Genomic DNA, 16,496 nt, shown 5'->3' with positions numbered 1-16,496 from the left:
TTTCTTTGAATACCAACAAATATAGTGTAATCTTATATAAAGAGTTAAATAAATTTTTATTATTCTTTTAATTTTTTTTTTGTTATTAATAATGTTAATAACTTATTTTCTTTTTCATTAATTCACGAATCATTTCTTTTTTTCGTATAGATTCACGTTTATCATATACTTTTTTTCCTTTTGCTAAAACTATTTGTAATTTTACAAATCCCTTCTCATTAATAAATAATTTAGTAGGAATTACAGTTAATCCAGGATTTTTTAATTTTTTTTCTATCCTCATTAATTCTTTTTTATTTAACAATAATTTTCTTTCTCTTCTGCTTTTATGATTCCAATTTGTTCCAAATTTGTATTCAGATATATACATATTAATAGAATATAATTCTCCATTTTTTATTTGACAAAAACTTTCCGTGATATTTGCTTTATTTTGTCTTATAGACTTAATTTCAGTACCAAATAATTGTATACCAGCTATATATTCTTCAATAAATTGATATTGAAATCTTGCTTTTTTATTTAAAATACTCATAATTAATTGTTATTTTTGTGTTTTGAAATTCTATAAATTTCATGTAAAAATTTTACATTTTTGTAAGAAAAGAAAGAGAAATAAAATTTTTTCAAAAAAAAAACAATTCAATAATTTCATGTTATTGAAATGGAGAAAGAAAATAAAATTTAAGAATAAGAATATGAATGTAAATGATTTAAAGGATTTATGTACTCAAGTAAGAAGAGATATTTTAAGAATGATCAATAACGCTAATTCAGGACATCCTGGTGGATCTTTGGGATGTACAGAATATTTGGTAGCTTTATATAAAGAAATTATGTCTTTCAATCCTAAAAAATTTACTATGAATGGGAAAGGAGAAGATCTTTTTTTTCTATCAAACGGACATATATCTCCTGTTTATTATAGTATATTAGCTCGTACAGGTTTCTTTTCCATAAAAGAATTATCAACTTTCAGAAAATTAAATTCTCGTTTACAGGGACATCCTTCTGTACAAAAAGGTCTTCCAGGAATACGAATTTCTTCTGGATCCTTAGGACAAGGAATGTCCGTTGCCATTGGAGCAGCATTATCAAAAAAACTCAGTAAAGAATTTAATAAAATAGTTTATAGTTTACATGGAGACGGAGAATTAAATGAAGGACAAATATGGGAAGCTGTTTTATATGCAGGAGCTAAACATATAGATAATTATATAGCAACTGTAGATTACAATAGACAACAAATAGATGGACCTACTGATAAAGTATTATCTCTTGGAAATCTTAAAAAAAAATTTGAATCTTTTGATTGGATAGTTTTAGAAGAATTAAAAGGAAACCATATAGAAAAAGTTATTAATGTTTTAAAAAAAGCAAAAAATGAAATTGGGAAAAGAAAACCTATTTTAATTATTTTACATACCCAAATGGGGTATGGGGTCGATTTTATGAAAGGAAATCATTTATGGCATGGAAAATCTCCTAATCAAGAAGAATTGGAAAAAGCCCTTTCTCAACTTCCTGTTCCTGACAGTTTAGGAGATTTTCCAATAACAAAAATGAAAAATTATGAAATTATATGAAAATAAAGGATTGAAAGAAACTAGAGCTGGATTTGGAAATGCTTTGACTTTTTTAGGAAAAAAAAATAAAAAAATTGTTGCATTGTGTGCGGATCTTACTAACTCTTTATTTATGAATCAATTTTCTAAAGAATTTCCTGAACGTTTTTTCCAAATTGGAATTGCAGAAGCAAATATGATAAGCATAGCAGCTGGACTTAGCATTGGAAAATATATTCCTTTTGCTGGAACATTTGCTAATTTTGCCACATCTAGAGTCTATGACCAGATACGTCAATCCATTGCTTATTCTTGTAAAAATGTAAAAATATGTGCCTCACATTCTGGATTAACTTTAGGAGAAGATGGAGCTACACATCAAAGTCTAGAAGATATTGGAATGATGAAAATGCTTCCTGGAATGACCGTTATAAATACTTGTGATTACAATCAAACTTACGCCGCCACTTTAGCGATAGCTGATTACTCAGGTCCTGTTTATTTCCGTTTTGGACGTCCTTCTGTCGCTAATTTTACAGAATTGAATCAAAAATTTGAGATTGGAAAAGCAATTATTTTAACAAAAGGAAAAGATATCACTATCATTAGTACAGGGCATTTAGTCTGGGAATCATTGGAAGCAGCTAGAATATTATACGAAGAAGAAAAAATTAATTGTGAAGTAATTAATATTCATACAATAAAACCATTAGATGAGAAAACGATCTTAAATTCTATTAAGAAAACAAAATGTGTTGTTACTGCAGAAGAACATAATTATTTAGGAGGATTAGGAGAGAGTGTTGCTAGAATTATTACGACCAATACTAACCAAAAAAAACATCCTGTTTATCAAAGTATAGTTGCAGTAAATGATACTTTTGGAGAAAGTGGAAAACCAATGGAATTGTTAAAGAAATATAAAATCGATCGTAAATCAATCATAAATCATGTAAAAAAAATATTAGTTCTAAAAAAAAAGAATCAATATATCAATCATAAATAAAAAATCATCTTGGAAATAAAAGATATACAAAAATTAGTTCATCATTGGATTCTAAATCATGGAGTACGTTATTTTAATATATTAACTAACACTATTTTATTGTCTGAAGAAGTAGGTGAAGTCTCTAGAATTATTGCAAGAAATTATGGAGAGCAATCTCAAAAAAAAGAATGCAAAAAGAATAATACAATAGATGATCTTGGAGAAGAATTAGCAGACGTCTTATTTGTCTTAATCTGTTTGGCAAATCAAACGGGAATTAATTTGGAAGAATCTTTTAATAAAAAGTTAAAAAAAAAGAAAATAAGAGATCATAAAAGACACCATAATAATGAAAAATTAAAATAAAAAATATGTCTTCTTATATTACTATTCATAAACTAGAAAATTCTTTACTATATGGTTCTATATCTATAACAGGATCTAAAAGTATATCGAATCGTCTTTTAATTTTAAAAGCTATTTATCCAAATGATATTCATATAGAAAATCTTTCTAATTGTCAGGATACAGAAATTTTAAAAAAAAATTTGAATGATCATATTATTTCTAATTCTTTAATAGATATTCATCATGCGGGAACGGCCATGCGTTTTCTAACTTCTTATTTTTCTATACAAGAAGGAAAAAAAGTAATTTTAACAGGATCCAATAGAATGAAAGAGAGACCTATATCCGTTCTTGTAGATGCTTTAAAAAAATTAGGTTCAGAAATTTATTATTTAGAAAAAGTAGGATACCCTCCAATAAAAATTATTGGAAAAAAAATATTAGGAGGGGAAATTGATATTAATGCAAAAATTAGTAGTCAATATATTAGTTCCTTGATGTTAATAGCCAGTAAATTCGATATAGGATTGAAAATTTCTTTAAAAGAAGAAATTACATCTATTCCATATATCAAAATGACTTTTGACTTATTAAATCAAGTAGGAATAAAAGTTTCTTGGAAGAACAAGATAATTCATATTTTTCCAGGAAAAGAAAAAGTTAAAAAATGTTTTTCTATAGAATCAGATTGGAGTTCTGCTTCATATTACTATTCTATGGCCGCTATATCAAAAAAATGCAATATAGCTTTAAAATCATACACTCATGAAAGTCTACAAGGAGACAAAGAAGTCTCTTTCATTTACGAAAAATATTTTGGAATATCCACTATTTTTAGTAAAAAAAAAATTTTTCTAAATAAAAAATCCAATTTTACTCCATTAAAATTTATTGATTTAGATTTAAATAAAACTCCAGATATTGCACAAACTCTTGTGGTCACTTGTGCATCATTAGGGATAAAATGTATATTAAAAGGATTAGAAACATTAAAAATCAAAGAAACAGATAGATTACAAGCATTAAAAAATGAATTATTCAAATTAGGAATAAAAATACATATTACAAATTCTTCTTTAGAAATAAAAGACTTTTTTTCAAAGAAAATAAATTCATTTATAAGAATAAAAACTTATCAAGATCACAGAATGGCTATGTCTTTTTCTCCACTTGGATTATGTTATTCTCTTCAAATAGAGGAACCAGATGTTGTCGATAAATCATATCCTGATTTTTGGAAAGATTTAAAACATTTAGGATTTTCAATTGATTATTTTGACAATTGAAGAATTCTTCTTGCTGTAATAAATTTATTATTCCAATATTTTTGATATAATTGAGAAATTGTTACTCCGTTTGATGTAGAAGCATGAATAAAAAATATACTTTTATGATTTTCAACATGAATCACCATTCCCACATGATTAATTTTTTTAGAGATTCCTGTTGCAAAAAATAATAGATCTCCTTTTTCTATTTTCTTTTTTGGGACGAAAAAACCTTTTTTAGCTTGGTGGTAAGACACACGTGGCAATAATATTTTGTGAGAATAAAAAATATTTTTTATGAAAGCAGAACAATCAATTCCTTTTTTGTTGGTCCCTCCATATTTATATGGAGTATCTATATAGTCTTTAGCTATTTGAATAATAGAATCAGTTTTTTTTTTAAAAAGAAGTTTGTTATCCAAAATTGGATAATGATTTTTGATTGATTTTTTCTTGTCTGAGTATAAGAAATGATTTTTGATTGATTTTTTCTTGTCTGAGTATAAGAAATGATTTTTGATTGATTTTTTCTTGTCTGAGTATAAGAAATGATTTTTGATTGATTTTTTCTTGTCTGAGTATAAGAATGGTTTTTGTTTTTTTTTTCTAAAAGAAATTTTTTCATATTTTTTCTGATTATATTTTATATTCCCACCACCAAATAAAGGGATAGAAAAAAAATGATAATAGAACAACACGAATAAAACAATTTTAGAATTTTTTATATTCTTTAAAATCGGAATAATTTTTACTTTTTCTTATGTGTGTTATGAAAAAAATATAAAATAACAAAAATTAAAACTAAACGTAAAACATTATAAACAAATGTAAGTAAAATACTTGTAACTTGTATTAAAGAGAAAAAAAATTTAATTTGTCCTAAATAAGATTTTAGAAAAGGCCCATTCGTCTATTGGTTAGGACATCAGGTTTTCATCCTGAAAAGAGGGGTTCGATTCCCCTATGGGCTATAAAACATAAAACAGATTAAATTATGGCAAATCATTTATCTGCTATAAAAAGAATTAGGCAAAATCATGTCAGAAGGCTACGAAACAGATATCTGTATAAAAGTACAAGAACAGCTATTAAAAAATTAATAAAAGAAAATAAAAAAGAAAAATTTTACAAAATACTATCTATGATAGATAAGTTAGCTAAAAGAAATATAATCCATATGAATAAAGCTGCAAGGTTAAAAAACAAATTAAGTAAAAATTTTCATTTAAAGAAATGATAAAAGTTCCATCATCTCCAATTGGAATATTTGATTCTGGAATTGGCGGACTTCTTATAGCTAAGGAAATTCAAATTCATATGCCTAATGAATGGATTATTTATTTTGGAGATACTGAAAATATGCCTTATGGAAATAAATCTAAAGAATTTATTAGAAAATATTCAATGAGAATTGCTTCTTTTCTATACAAAAAAAAGTGTAAAGCGATAGTGGTAGCTTGTAATACAATAGTATCCAATGCTTTAAATAATATTCAAGAAGAATTTGGGAGAAAATTATTAATATTTAATGTTATAGAACCTATAATAAAAAATAAGACATTAATTTCTTCTATAAAAAGAATAGGAATAATGGGAACTCCTGCTACTATACGTTCAAATTTTTTTATAAAAGAAATAAAAAAATATTTTCATCATCTAGATTTAGAGAATGTAATTCAACAAATAGCTACTCCTTTGTTAGCTCCTATTATTGAAAATGGATTTGAAAAAAAAAATATGAATCCTATCGTTGAATTTTATTTAAATCGTTTTCAATCAATAGACACATTATTGTTAGCTTGCACTCATTATCTATTTATAAAAAATGAAATAAATAATTTTTTTCACGGAAAAGTTCATATAATTGATGTACAAAAGATAGTCGTTCAGTATATACAAAAAAAATTATATGATAATAATTTATTATATCTTAATAACTCTAATAAAAATACTATTTCTATTCAAAAAACATGGAATGATGATGATCCTCTTCATCCTCCTATCTTTTATACTACATCTAATTCTGTTTCTTCTTTCTTTAAAGAACAAGTTAAAATTCTTTTTGGAAAAAAAGTTTTTTTTAAAACACATATTTTTAATTTTTTCTTATTTGTGCATCTATTACAGATAAAGTAGTCAGATTTACGATTTCTTCTATATTTGATTGCATTTGCATTACATGTGCTGGCTTTCGCATTCCTAACATAACTGGACCGATGGTTTGAACATTTCCTAATCCTAATCCTCTAATAAATTTATAAGTTAAATTTCCTGATTCAAGATTAGGAAAAATAAAGATATTTGCTCTTTTTTTAACAAGTTTAGAAAAAGGAAATTTGCTAGCTAGCAAAAATTCATTTAAAGCAAAATCTGGTTGTAATTCTCCATCTACTATTAAATTTGGATATTTTTTATGCAAAAAAGCAACGGTTTGAGAAACTTTAGAAGAAGTTTTAGAACTAGATGAAAAGTTTTGAAAAGATAACATAGCTATATGTGGTTCTATATCAAAAGCTTTTACGACATTAGAAGCCATTAATGCTATTCTAGCCAATTCTTGTATAGTTGGATCTGGAATAACGGCTGTATCTGCTAAAAATAGAGGACCACGTTTAGTTAATAAAATTATCATTCCTGCTATTTTATGAACAGATTCGGCTCTTCCTATAACTTCTAACATAGGTCGTAAACTTAATGAAAAACTTCTTGAGTATCCCGTAATCACAGCATCTGCTTCTCCTTGATCCACCATCATTGCTCCAAAATGATCAGGGGTACGCATGCGACTTTTTGCATCATATAGAGTTAATCCTTTTCTATTTCTTCTTTTCCAAAGAATTTTAGCATAAAAATCTATTTTTTTTTTATTTTCTTCTTTTTCAGGATCTATTATTTTCAATTCTACATCTAAATTATTTTCATCAATTAATCGTTTGATTCTATATTCATTTCCTAAAACAATAGCTTGAGAAACAATTCCTTCTTCATTAAGTATTTGAACAGATTTAATAATATCATATTCTATTCCATCACAAAAAACAATTTTTTTAGGATTTGTACGTGCTCTATTTTGAATCATACGAAGTAATTTACTTTCGTATCCCATTCTATCAAGTAGTTTTTCTTGATAGATTTTCCAATCTAAAATAGGACTTCTTGCTACTCCAGAATCCATAGCGGCTTTTGCAACAGCAGGAGCTACACGAGTTATCAATCGATTATCAAAAGGTTTAGGAATAATATATTCTTTCCCAAAAGAAAGATTTTTTTTATTATAAACAATATTTACCTGTTCTGGAACAGGCTCTTTTGCTAAAGAAGCAATGGCGTGAACAGCTGCTAATTTCATTTTATCATTGATGATCCTTGCATGAACATCTAGTGCTCCTCTAAAAATATAAGGAAATCCTAATACATTGTTTACTTGGTTAGGATAATCGCTTCTTCCAGTTGCTATAATGACGTCTGGGCGTATTTTTACTGCTAAATTATAATCAATTTCTGGATCAGGATTAGCCATAGCAAAAACAATAGGATCTTTTGCCATACTTTTTAACATTTTTGGAGTTAAAATACCACCTATAGATAATCCTATAAAAACATCAGCATTTTGAATTGCTTGTTCTAATTTTTGAATAGAAGAAGTATTTACTGCAAATTCTTTTTTTTCTTTGTTTAAATCTTTTCTTGAAGTATGTAATAACCCTTTACTATCAAACATAAGAATGTTTTTAGGATTTACTCCAAGTTGTTTGTAAGTTCTTGTGCAAGAAATTGCTGCAGCTCCTGCTCCATTCACCACCATTTTTATATGATGAATATTTTTTTCAACATAGTTAATAGCATTAATTAATGCTGCACCTGAAATAATAGCTGTTCCGTGTTGATCATCATGCATTACAGGAATATTTAGTTCTGATTTAAGTCTTCGTTCTATTTCAAAAGCTTCTGGAGCTTTTATATCTTCTAAATTAATTCCTCCAAAAGTTGGAGCTATAGCTTTTACTGCATCTATGAACTTATCTGGATCAGATTCATCTATCTCTATATCAAAAACATCGATTCCGGAAAATATTTTAAATAAAAGAGCTTTTCCTTCCATAACAGGCTTAGATGCTAACGCTCCAATGTCTCCAAGACCTAATACAGCTGTCCCATTAGTAATTACAGCGACAAGATTTCCTTTGGAAGTATATTTATAAACTTCGTTAGCTGAACGAGCTATTTCTTTACAAGGTTCTGCAACTCCAGGAGAATATGCCAAAGATAAATCTCTTTGACTACTGTATTTTTTAGTAGGAGTAATTTGTATTTTTCCAGGAGGGAATTGACTATGATAGTCTAAGGATTCTTCACGAAAACTACTTATATTTTTTCTCATTATATAATAAAATAATTTTGAAAACAGAAAATGAATTGAAAGTAAAATAAACCGTTATAATGTTTTTTTCATGACCAAAAAAAATTCTTTTCAAGAAAATATTTTTTTTCATTAGATTTCCATCTAATTATAAGTTTGTAATATCCTTTTTTCAATAGTTTTTTAGGAATAAAGAATGTTTTATTTGAATTTTTTATCTTTTCAAAAGAACGTGAAATATCTAAATCTTTAGACGAATATCGGAATAAAGTAAAAAAACCATGAACATTATTCTTATCGTCTATAAGAATTTGTGGAAATATGATCTTGATTCCAGAAGATAAAATGGATATTTTAATTTTTTTAGGAAGTTTTAATGCATTTTTCTTTTCATTTATAATTTCTTGATATTTTATTTCTTCTTCATAATATTTATCTGATACAAGTTGACTTCCTACATGAGGAAAAAAAAATGCAGTATAAATAATAAAAACTATAAAAACAAATAAAGATAGGACAATTCCTATTTCCCATGAAAATTTTATTTTCATTATTCAAATTTAAAAAACGTTTTAAAAAAAATATTATCAATAAACATGATAACTATCAATTAGTTCCAATCCATGATTTTTTTTCCTTGAGGTTCTTTATATTTTATAGGTTTTTTTGATTTTTTATTTATGAAATAAACATAACTAGATATTTTTTGAATATCATTTCCTTTAATTTCTCCTGACTTTCCAAAAGCTCGCATAGTGGGATTATTTTGACTTCCATTCCAAATTATAGAAAATATATTCTTATATAAATTTTTATCAACTATATTTATCCAGTAATCGTCTGTTAAATTAGGCCCTATGTTTCCACTTCCATCAGATTTATGACAAGTAGCACAATTTTCTTCAAAAAGAATTTTTCCACTATCTACAAACTTTTTGTCAAAAAAAGCGTTTTCTATAGTAATTTGAGGTTTTTTTTTCTCAAAAATTTCTATTTCTTCTAACTGCTTTTTATAAGCTATTTCATATTCCTTATAAGGATTAGAAAAATCTGTAAATAAATAAGAAAAAAAATAAATGAAAGAAAAAATAATTGTAAGAAAAAAGAGGTGAATCCACCACATTGGGAGTTTATTGTCTAATTCTATAATTCCATCAAATCCATGATCTATTTTTTTGACTCCTTGATTATTTATCTTTTTAGGATCATCAAATATAAATTGATAAAGCTTAAAAAAATAATTTCCTTCATTTTCCTCAAAAATTGCACGTTTTTCTTTTTCTGTTAAAAATTTTATTTTCCTGCGAAATATTAAATCATCAATAGTATCTAAAATAAATAATAAAATTGTTACCGTTACAAAAAAAGATATAGTTATTGGATGACCTATATAGTTATATCCTAAAAAAACATAGAACATAAACATTATAATAGATAAAGTAGAAGGAATCATAATAAAAGAAGGAATTTTGGATCTCATAAAAATATTCCTGTTTTTTTTCTATTATTCTAAAGGCAACTCACTTATTTTTTTATAATATTTTTTAGATTTTGAAAACACAAAAAACAAAATGAAAAAAAAAGTCATTAAAAATAAAATTAATATAATAGTTTGAAAAATTCCAATATTTTTTTCAGTTGAAAAATAATGTTTAAAAAAACTTATCATGAATTAAGATTTAATATCTATTCCTAAACGTTGCAAATAAGAAATAAGAGCTATAATCTCTCTTTTTTCCAAAGGAACAAATTTTTCTTTTTCTTTTCTTTTTTGTAAATCTATCTCTTTTTTTATTTCTGGATATTCATTATATATATCAGAAACAATTTTATTAGCTTGATAATCCATATCATAATGGAAATTCTTTATGTATTCTGAAGAATATGGAACTCCTAATTTTATCATAGATTTTATTTTTTTTTCTGTATTTGATCTATCTAATTTATTGTAAACTAACCAAGGATACCTTGGCATAATAGATCCTGGAGATGTAGAACGAGGATTATACATGTGTTTATAATGCCAAGAATTAGGATTTTTTCCTCCTTCTCTTGCTAAATCAGGTCCTGTTCGTTTAGATCCCCAAAGAAATGGATGATCATATACAAATTCTCCTGCTTTAGAATATTCTCCATAACGAACAACTTCATCTCTAAATGGACGAACTTGCGCACTATGACATGCATTACATCCTTCTCTTACGAAAAGATCTCTTCCTTCTAATTCAAGAGCTTTATAAGGTTTTACACTATTAATAGTAGGAACATTAGATTTTATTACTAAAGTAGGAACAATTTCTATAAATCCTCCAATAAAAACAGCTACAAAAGAAAGGAGAGTTAGTTGTATAGGTTTTCTTTCTAACCAACTATGAAACTTTTCATTTTTATTACTACTATCGTCATAAAGTGGAATTCTTTGAAAAGATTCTTTCTCAAGAAAAGAACCTTTTTTTATAGTTCTAAATATGTTATAAATCATCAGAATAAATCCTAAAAAATAAAGAATTCCACCTAAAAATCTAATTTTATAAAAAGGAATAATGGATAAAACTGTATCTAAAAAATTTTTGTATGCTAGAGTTCCATCAGGATTAAATTTTTTCCACATTTCAGATTGTAATACAGATCCAAAATACATAGGAAATATGTACAATATAATTCCAAGTATTCCTAAAAAAAAATGAATATTTGCTAATGAAGTAGAATACAATTTAGTATTCCATAATCTTTTTGTTATCCAATAAATTATTCCAAAAGCCATAAATCCGTTCCACCCTAAAGTTCCTAAATGAACATGAGCAATAACCCAATCTGTAAAATGACCAATAGAATTCAGTGTTTTAGTTGCAAGCATAGGTCCTTCAAAAGTTGCCATTCCATAACAAGTAATACCTACAGTAAAAAATTTTAGAATAGGATCTTTTTTTACTTTTTTCCAATCTCCTCTTAAGGTTAACAATCCATTTAACATTCCCCCCCAAGAAGGAGCAATCAACATAATGGAAAAGATGGTTCCCAACATTTGAGCCCAATTAGGAAGAGAGGTATACATTAAATGATGTGGCCCAGCCCATATATATATGAAAATTAACGACCAAAAATGAATAATAGAAAGTTTATAAGAAAAAATAGGTTGGTTAGATGCTTTTGGAACAAAATAATACATTAACCCAAGTATAGGAGTTGTTAAAATAAATGCAACAGCGTTATGTCCATACCACCACTGCATTAAAGCATCTTGTACTCCAGCATATATAGAATAACTTTTAAAAGATAGAAGAGAAATAGGTAATTCAAGATTATTAAATATATGCAACATAGCTACAGCTACCCATGTTCCTAAAAAAAACCAAATACTAACATATAGATGTTTAATTCTTCTTTTTAAGATACTTCCTATCATATTGATTCCATAGACAATCCAAATAAAAAGAATCAATATGTCTATAGGCCATTCATGTTCAGCATATTCTTTGCTAGTATTTATTCCCAATAAAAAAGTTATCCAAGTAGAAAGAATAAATATTTGCCATCCCCAAAAATGAATCCAACTAAGAACATCACTAAAAATTCTTGTTTTTAAAAGACGTTGCAAAGAATAATAAGATCCTGTAAAAATAACATTTCCAACAAAAGCAAAAACAGTAGTACTGGTATGTAACATTCTCCAACGTCCAAATCCCATCATTCCATGAGAATTTCTTAATTTATTTCCTAGTAAAAATTCAGGAAATTCAGGATAAAATAACATAAGAGCAATAATTAATCCAGCCAAAAAACCAACAGTAGCCCAAAAAATAGTTGCATATAGAAAAGCTTTAACAATATGATTGTTATAATAGCATGTTTCTGGTTCTATTTTCGTCATCATAATATATTATTATTCATTTGATTCATTTTTTTCTTTATTATTCTTATAATAAAGAATATCATCATCAATTAAAATCCTAACTCTAGGAGTTTCATAATCATCAAATTGACCAGAATAAAGACTTATTAAAAAAATAATAAGAAAAATACCCCCCAAAGAAATACTAGATAATATCATAAGAATTAATATATCCATATCCCTAAAAATTTTCTTCTATCTAAGATAGAAATCTACGTGAAATTATCCAAGTAGACAACATAGAAAATATGATAACTGATAAAGAACTTAAGGGCATTAAAACAGCAGCAATAAAAGGTTTTAAATGTCCAGTTACAGCAACTAAAATTCCTATTCCATTGTAAAATAAACTAATTATAAAATTAGTTATTACCAGTATAATCGATATTCTAGATACTTTTAGAAATAAAAAAATTTTATCTAAATTACTAGAATGAATAAAAGCATCACAGTTTGGAAAAAAACTACTAGTATTTTCTGATACAGCAATTCCTACTTCACTTTGATTTAATGCAAAAGAATCATTAATTCCATCTCCAAACATCATTACTTTTTCTCCTTTATTTTGTAATTTTTTTACATAATTTAGTTTTTCTTCTGGACTTTGATGAAAAAATATTTTACTTGATATGGGTAAAATAGACTCTAAATATTTTTTTTCTAATTCATTACTATCTCCGGAAAGAATAACAATTTTATATTTTTTTAAATTTTTAAATATTTTTTCTATTTCATCACGATAATGATTTCTAAAGAAAAAAGAACCTATAAATTTATCATCTATAGAAATAGAAACACTTGTTTTTGTATTGTTTTTGTAACAATTAGTAGTAGTAATTCCTAAATATTTTTCAGATCCAATCTTTACTGAAACGTTATTAATTCTTCCTTCTAATCCTTTTCCAATTACTTCTTTAAAATCCTTTATAGGATAATATTCTTTTATATTTACAGATAATTCTTTTAATATTCTTTTACTCAAAGGATGATTTGAATTTCTTAATAAAGAAGTAATCATTTTTTTTTCGTAATTTTTTAAAATATTTCCTACAAAAAAAATCTTTTCTTTATTTGGATCCGTAATAGTTCCTGTTTTATCAAACACTAAAGTACTTATAGTGGAAATTCGTTCCATTGTAAAAATATCTTTGACATAAAATCCTTTTTTAGAAAAATACCGTATAATATTTCCTAATATTAATGGATTTGAAAGAACTAATGCACAAGGACAAGTAATAATTAAAACAGAAAAAATTGTTTGAAATACTTTTTCTACATTAGTAGAAAATGACCAATATATTCCCGTTATTAACGAAATAATCAAAACAATAGGAGTAAAGTATTGACTTAATTTATTAGTTAAAGAATTAATATGAAATGAAAATGATTTTTTATCACGAAAATTTTTTTTCCATAATAGACTTAAATAACTTTGATCTACATTTTTAATGACCTTTAAAAAAATAGCTTCTCCTTTTTGTTTTGATCCAGCATAAATACGATCTCCTATTTTTTTGTCTACCAAATAAGATTCTCCCGTAATAAAACTATTGTCCAATATTGCTTTTCCTTTTATTAATAAAGAATCTGCAGGAATAATTTCTTCATTTTTAATGAGAATGATATCTCCCTTTTTTAAAAGAGAAAGTAAAATTTTTTCTTCTTTTTCATGAAATTCATTATTCTGTATTTTCGTAACAGAAATAGGATAAAAAGATTTATAATTTTTTTCAAAAGACAGTATTTTATGATGAGTATGAATTTGAAGCATCCTACTAATGAGTAAAAATAAAGAAAAACTAGAAAGGCTATCAAAGTATCCAGATCCTAAATCAGAAAAGACTTCATAACAACTCCATGAAAAAAGAACTAATATTCCAATAGAAATTGGAACATTTATATTAAAAATATATTTTTTTAATCCTAAAAATGCATCTCTTATATGATCTATAAAAGAAAAAAAAACTACAGGTAAAGAAAGAATAATCATTAAATAACGAAAAAAATAACGATGCTCTAAAAACCATAAATCTTCTTCATAAGCCCCTACATATTCTGGAATAGATAAAAGCATAATGTTTCCGAAACAAAAAAAAGAAATGGCTAATTTTCCTACTAATTTTCTATCAAATATTTTTTTATTTTTATTACTATTAAAATCCATATTTTTATCTACGGATTCAAAATTAATAGATGGTTTATAACCCATTTTATCAAGATATCTTGCTAATTCACTTAGTTTTAAGTTTACATTATTAAATGTAATTCCAACTTTTTTATTGGGAAAATCAACTGTAGATTCAAAGATATCTTTATGAAGATTAGACAAATTTTCCAAATGGAAAACACAAGAACTACAATGAATAGAAGGAATCAAAAAGCGAATAAAAGTAATATTTTTCTGTTTAAAATCAATTATCTTTTCTTCAATTTTTTCATCATCAAGAAAATCAAAGTTTTCAACTATTTTCATATCATTATTGAATAAATAATCAAGTTTATTCTTTTTTATTCTTTCTTTTTTATTTTTATTTATATTTTATTTAAATACATTGTACATTTATTTTTCTATATATTTTTTGTATTCTTCAAAAGACATTAGTTTTTCATATTCTTTTTTATGCAAAATTTTAATTTTCATAATCCATCCATCATCATAAGAATTTTTATTTATTAATTCTGGTTTTGATTTTATATTTTGATTAATTTCAAGTATTTTTCCTGAAACTGGCATGAACAAATCTGAAACGGTTTTCACTGCTTCTATTGTTCCAAAAACATTTCCTTCTTTTATTTCCGTTTTTACAATAGCATCATCTATGTCTAAGTAAATAATATCTCCTAATTCATTTTGGGCAAAATGAGTAATTCCGACAACATAAATTTCTTTGTTATATAGATCGACCCCCACCCATTCATGACTTTTGCTATATTTTAAATTATTGGGATTCATGAATAATAATTATTAATTTTTTGTTAGCTTTCTTTTTAAAAGAAAATAAATCTTTTGAAAAAAAGATTTAAGAATAGTTTTTTTTGTTTCTTTTTCTTTCATTTTTATTTTATTTAAATGTTTGTCTATTCTTTTTTCTATTTCTTGAGATGTTTCTTCATCAAAGATCCAAAGAGAATACTTTTCTATTTTAGAAATCAGTTGATCAGAATAATTTAACGAAGTTGCATATCCAGCTTTTTCCAACCCAATTGCCCAAGATTGATAATCTTTAATTTTTAAAAGAAATAGTTTAGAATAACGAGATTTTTTTAAAAATTTTGAATGATCATTAAAAGATTCTCTAACCGATTTGTATTTTCTAAAACATTCTTTTGGAAGATCATCATCATGATAATAAATATCTCCTTTCCATTCTTTTCCACACTTTATTCCAAAATGATTATTTGTGAGTTTTGCTAATGTGCTATTTCCACTTGAAGATTCCAAAATTCCTTGTCCTAATTTAATACTAGCTGGTATTTTAAATTTTTCCATTTCTTCAAGAGCAAACTTCACATGATCTTTAATATATTTAATTACATTTTTTTTATAATTTTTTTCTTCTTCTTTTTCTTTTGAAAATAAAAAGAAAAAGGTTACAAAAAAAGAAAAAATAAAACAAAAAAATTCTTTCATTTTTTCATAAAGTATAAAGTTTAAACTATAAGATAAAAAAATAAAATTACATATTTTGTAAAATTAAATCAAGTAAAAAAATTCCATAATAATCCTCAATAATCCTCTTTTAATTAAGAGAAAAATATTCTTTTTTTTCATTATTTGTTTCGTGTAAAATACAATTCTGAATATTTTCAAATTCAAAAATAATCTAACAAAAATCTTCCCCTTATTTAAGGAATAGAAATTCTATTTAGGCTTTTAAAATCTATTTCTTCACCTTGATTTGATTATTCATTTTATCTTGATTCAATTGATGTTATATTTTATCTTACAATAAGACCATTAGAAATGAAAAAAACATTCATTTCATCTTGTTATTGTTGAAATACTTTTTTAGTTTAGTAGATGTTGATATTTTTGATCAACTCAAGATGAAAGAATATTTTGAATAAAACTTAT

16 protein-coding genes and 1 tRNA gene are annotated in these 16,496 nt (G+C 25.4%); 7 read left to right on the top strand and 10 right to left on the bottom strand.

Annotation, left to right across the window (positions count from 1 at the left end):
- Positions 1 to 94: 94 nt before the first annotated feature.
- Positions 95 to 535 carry an SsrA-binding protein SmpB gene (smpB, locus tag H0H77_RS01170; protein ID WP_185851774.1) on the bottom strand — a complete coding sequence of 147 codons (441 nt, stop codon included), beginning with the start codon at positions 533 to 535 and terminating at the stop codon, positions 95 to 97.
- Between the two features lie 163 nt (positions 536 to 698).
- Here smpB and H0H77_RS01165 point away from each other — a divergent pair, with 163 nt between their 5' ends.
- Genes H0H77_RS01165 through H0H77_RS01150 form a run of 4 tightly spaced genes read left to right on the top strand, consistent with a single transcriptional unit; the run spans position 699 to position 4,187 of the window.
- Positions 699 to 1,586, top strand: coding sequence for a transketolase (locus H0H77_RS01165; RefSeq protein ID WP_185851773.1), 888 nt, complete (start codon positions 699 to 701; stop codon positions 1,584 to 1,586).
- Positions 1,573 to 2,571: a transketolase family protein gene (locus tag H0H77_RS01160; RefSeq protein ID WP_185851772.1), complete on the top strand. Its 999-nt coding sequence runs from the start codon at positions 1,573 to 1,575 to the stop codon at positions 2,569 to 2,571. Before H0H77_RS01165 ends, H0H77_RS01160 begins: the two co-directional genes overlap by 14 nt.
- A gap of 9 nt (positions 2,572 to 2,580) precedes the next feature.
- Positions 2,581 to 2,919, top strand: coding sequence for a nucleotide pyrophosphohydrolase (locus tag H0H77_RS01155; RefSeq protein WP_185851771.1), 339 nt, complete (start codon positions 2,581 to 2,583; stop codon positions 2,917 to 2,919).
- Between the two features lie 5 nt (positions 2,920 to 2,924).
- Positions 2,925 to 4,187: a 3-phosphoshikimate 1-carboxyvinyltransferase gene (locus H0H77_RS01150; protein WP_185851770.1), complete on the top strand. Its 1,263-nt coding sequence runs from the start codon at positions 2,925 to 2,927 to the stop codon at positions 4,185 to 4,187.
- Here H0H77_RS01150 and H0H77_RS03080 read toward each other — a convergent pair.
- A complete protein-coding gene (locus H0H77_RS03080) occupies positions 4,172 to 4,867 on the bottom strand; it encodes a C40 family peptidase (RefSeq protein WP_238783809.1) in 696 nt (231 codons plus the stop codon). The two genes, H0H77_RS01150 and H0H77_RS03080, sit on opposite strands and share 16 nt — an antisense overlap.
- 201 nt (positions 4,868 to 5,068) lie before the next feature.
- On the opposite strand from H0H77_RS03080, the gene H0H77_RS01140 reads away from it, so the two are divergent.
- The 3 genes from H0H77_RS01140 to murI all read left to right on the top strand — a co-directional run bounded on the left by H0H77_RS01140 (position 5,069) and on the right by murI (position 6,305).
- Positions 5,069 to 5,140, top strand: a tRNA-Glu gene (locus H0H77_RS01140).
- A 23-nt stretch (positions 5,141 to 5,163) separates the two neighbouring features.
- Positions 5,164 to 5,406, top strand: coding sequence for a 30S ribosomal protein S20 (gene rpsT, locus H0H77_RS01135; RefSeq protein ID WP_185851769.1), 243 nt, complete (start codon positions 5,164 to 5,166; stop codon positions 5,404 to 5,406).
- Positions 5,403 to 6,305, top strand: a complete 903-nt coding sequence (gene murI / locus H0H77_RS01130; RefSeq protein ID WP_185851768.1) for a glutamate racemase — start codon at positions 5,403 to 5,405, stop codon at positions 6,303 to 6,305. The genes rpsT and murI overlap by 4 nt, the downstream gene beginning before the upstream one ends.
- On the opposite strand, the gene H0H77_RS01125 is transcribed toward murI, so the two are convergent.
- The 8 genes from H0H77_RS01125 to H0H77_RS01090 form a co-directional block, all read right to left on the bottom strand.
- Positions 6,265 to 8,550: an NADP-dependent malic enzyme gene (locus H0H77_RS01125; protein WP_185851767.1), complete on the bottom strand. Its 2,286-nt coding sequence runs from the start codon at positions 8,548 to 8,550 to the stop codon at positions 6,265 to 6,267. The two genes, murI and H0H77_RS01125, sit on opposite strands and share 41 nt — an antisense overlap.
- Positions 8,551 to 8,618: 68 nt before the next feature.
- The gene (locus H0H77_RS01120; RefSeq protein ID WP_185851766.1) at positions 8,619 to 9,080 is read right to left on the bottom strand and encodes a FixH family protein; all 462 of its coding nucleotides are present in this window, start codon (positions 9,078 to 9,080) and stop codon (positions 8,619 to 8,621) included.
- A 59-nt stretch (positions 9,081 to 9,139) separates the two neighbouring features.
- Positions 9,140 to 10,009, bottom strand: a complete 870-nt coding sequence (locus tag H0H77_RS01115) for a cbb3-type cytochrome c oxidase N-terminal domain-containing protein (protein ID WP_185851765.1) — start codon at positions 10,007 to 10,009, stop codon at positions 9,140 to 9,142.
- A gap of 192 nt (positions 10,010 to 10,201) precedes the next feature.
- Entirely contained in the window at positions 10,202 to 12,403 is a 2,202-nt protein-coding gene (gene ccoN / locus H0H77_RS01110) for a cytochrome-c oxidase, cbb3-type subunit I (protein WP_185851764.1), read from the bottom strand.
- Between the two features lie 9 nt (positions 12,404 to 12,412).
- The gene (ccoS, locus tag H0H77_RS01105) at positions 12,413 to 12,598 is read right to left on the bottom strand and encodes a cbb3-type cytochrome oxidase assembly protein CcoS (RefSeq protein WP_185851763.1); all 186 of its coding nucleotides are present in this window, start codon (positions 12,596 to 12,598) and stop codon (positions 12,413 to 12,415) included.
- Positions 12,599 to 12,620: 22 nt separating this feature from the next.
- A complete protein-coding gene (locus tag H0H77_RS01100; protein ID WP_185851762.1) occupies positions 12,621 to 14,894 on the bottom strand; it encodes a heavy metal translocating P-type ATPase in 2,274 nt (757 codons plus the stop codon).
- Between the two features lie 87 nt (positions 14,895 to 14,981).
- Positions 14,982 to 15,374 carry a glycine cleavage system protein GcvH gene (gene gcvH / locus H0H77_RS01095; protein WP_185851761.1) on the bottom strand — a complete coding sequence of 131 codons (393 nt, stop codon included), beginning with the start codon at positions 15,372 to 15,374 and terminating at the stop codon, positions 14,982 to 14,984.
- A gap of 12 nt (positions 15,375 to 15,386) precedes the next feature.
- Positions 15,387 to 16,052 (bottom strand): glycoside hydrolase family 73 protein, encoded by a 666-nt coding sequence (locus tag H0H77_RS01090; protein WP_185851760.1) that lies wholly within the window; start codon positions 16,050 to 16,052, stop codon positions 15,387 to 15,389.
- Between the last annotated feature and the right edge of the window lie 444 nt (positions 16,053 to 16,496).

Source organism: Blattabacterium cuenoti (assembly GCF_014251255.1).
Taxonomy (GTDB): Bacteria; Bacteroidota; Bacteroidia; order Flavobacteriales; family Blattabacteriaceae; genus Blattabacterium; species Blattabacterium cuenoti_W.
The sequence above is the reverse complement of the archived record's forward strand: the minus strand, read 5'-3'. Positions and strand labels throughout refer to the sequence as shown.

Coding starts and splice junctions, on each gene's coding strand:
- gcvH (WP_185851761.1), bottom strand. CDS start 15,374: ATGAATCCCAATAATTTAAAATATAGCAAAAGTCATGAATGGGTGGGG.
- H0H77_RS01125 (WP_185851767.1), bottom strand. CDS start 8,550: ATGAGAAAAAATATAAGTAGTTTTCGTGAAGAATCCTTAGACTATCAT.
- H0H77_RS01165 (WP_185851773.1), top strand. CDS start 699: ATGAATGTAAATGATTTAAAGGATTTATGTACTCAAGTAAGAAGAGAT.
- H0H77_RS01090 (WP_185851760.1), bottom strand. CDS start 16,052: ATGAAAGAATTTTTTTGTTTTATTTTTTCTTTTTTTGTAACCTTTTTC.
- ccoS (WP_185851763.1), bottom strand. CDS start 12,598: ATGGATATATTAATTCTTATGATATTATCTAGTATTTCTTTGGGGGGT.
- H0H77_RS01115 (WP_185851765.1), bottom strand. CDS start 10,009: ATGAGATCCAAAATTCCTTCTTTTATTATGATTCCTTCTACTTTATCT.
- H0H77_RS01120 (WP_185851766.1), bottom strand. CDS start 9,080: ATGAAAATAAAATTTTCATGGGAAATAGGAATTGTCCTATCTTTATTT.
- H0H77_RS01150 (WP_185851770.1), top strand. CDS start 2,925: ATGTCTTCTTATATTACTATTCATAAACTAGAAAATTCTTTACTATAT.
- rpsT (WP_185851769.1), top strand. CDS start 5,164: ATGGCAAATCATTTATCTGCTATAAAAAGAATTAGGCAAAATCATGTC.
- smpB (WP_185851774.1), bottom strand. CDS start 535: ATGAGTATTTTAAATAAAAAAGCAAGATTTCAATATCAATTTATTGAA.
- H0H77_RS01160 (WP_185851772.1), top strand. CDS start 1,573: ATGAAATTATATGAAAATAAAGGATTGAAAGAAACTAGAGCTGGATTT.
- murI (WP_185851768.1), top strand. CDS start 5,403: ATGATAAAAGTTCCATCATCTCCAATTGGAATATTTGATTCTGGAATT.
- H0H77_RS01100 (WP_185851762.1), bottom strand. CDS start 14,894: ATGAAAATAGTTGAAAACTTTGATTTTCTTGATGATGAAAAAATTGAA.
- ccoN (WP_185851764.1), bottom strand. CDS start 12,403: ATGATGACGAAAATAGAACCAGAAACATGCTATTATAACAATCATATT.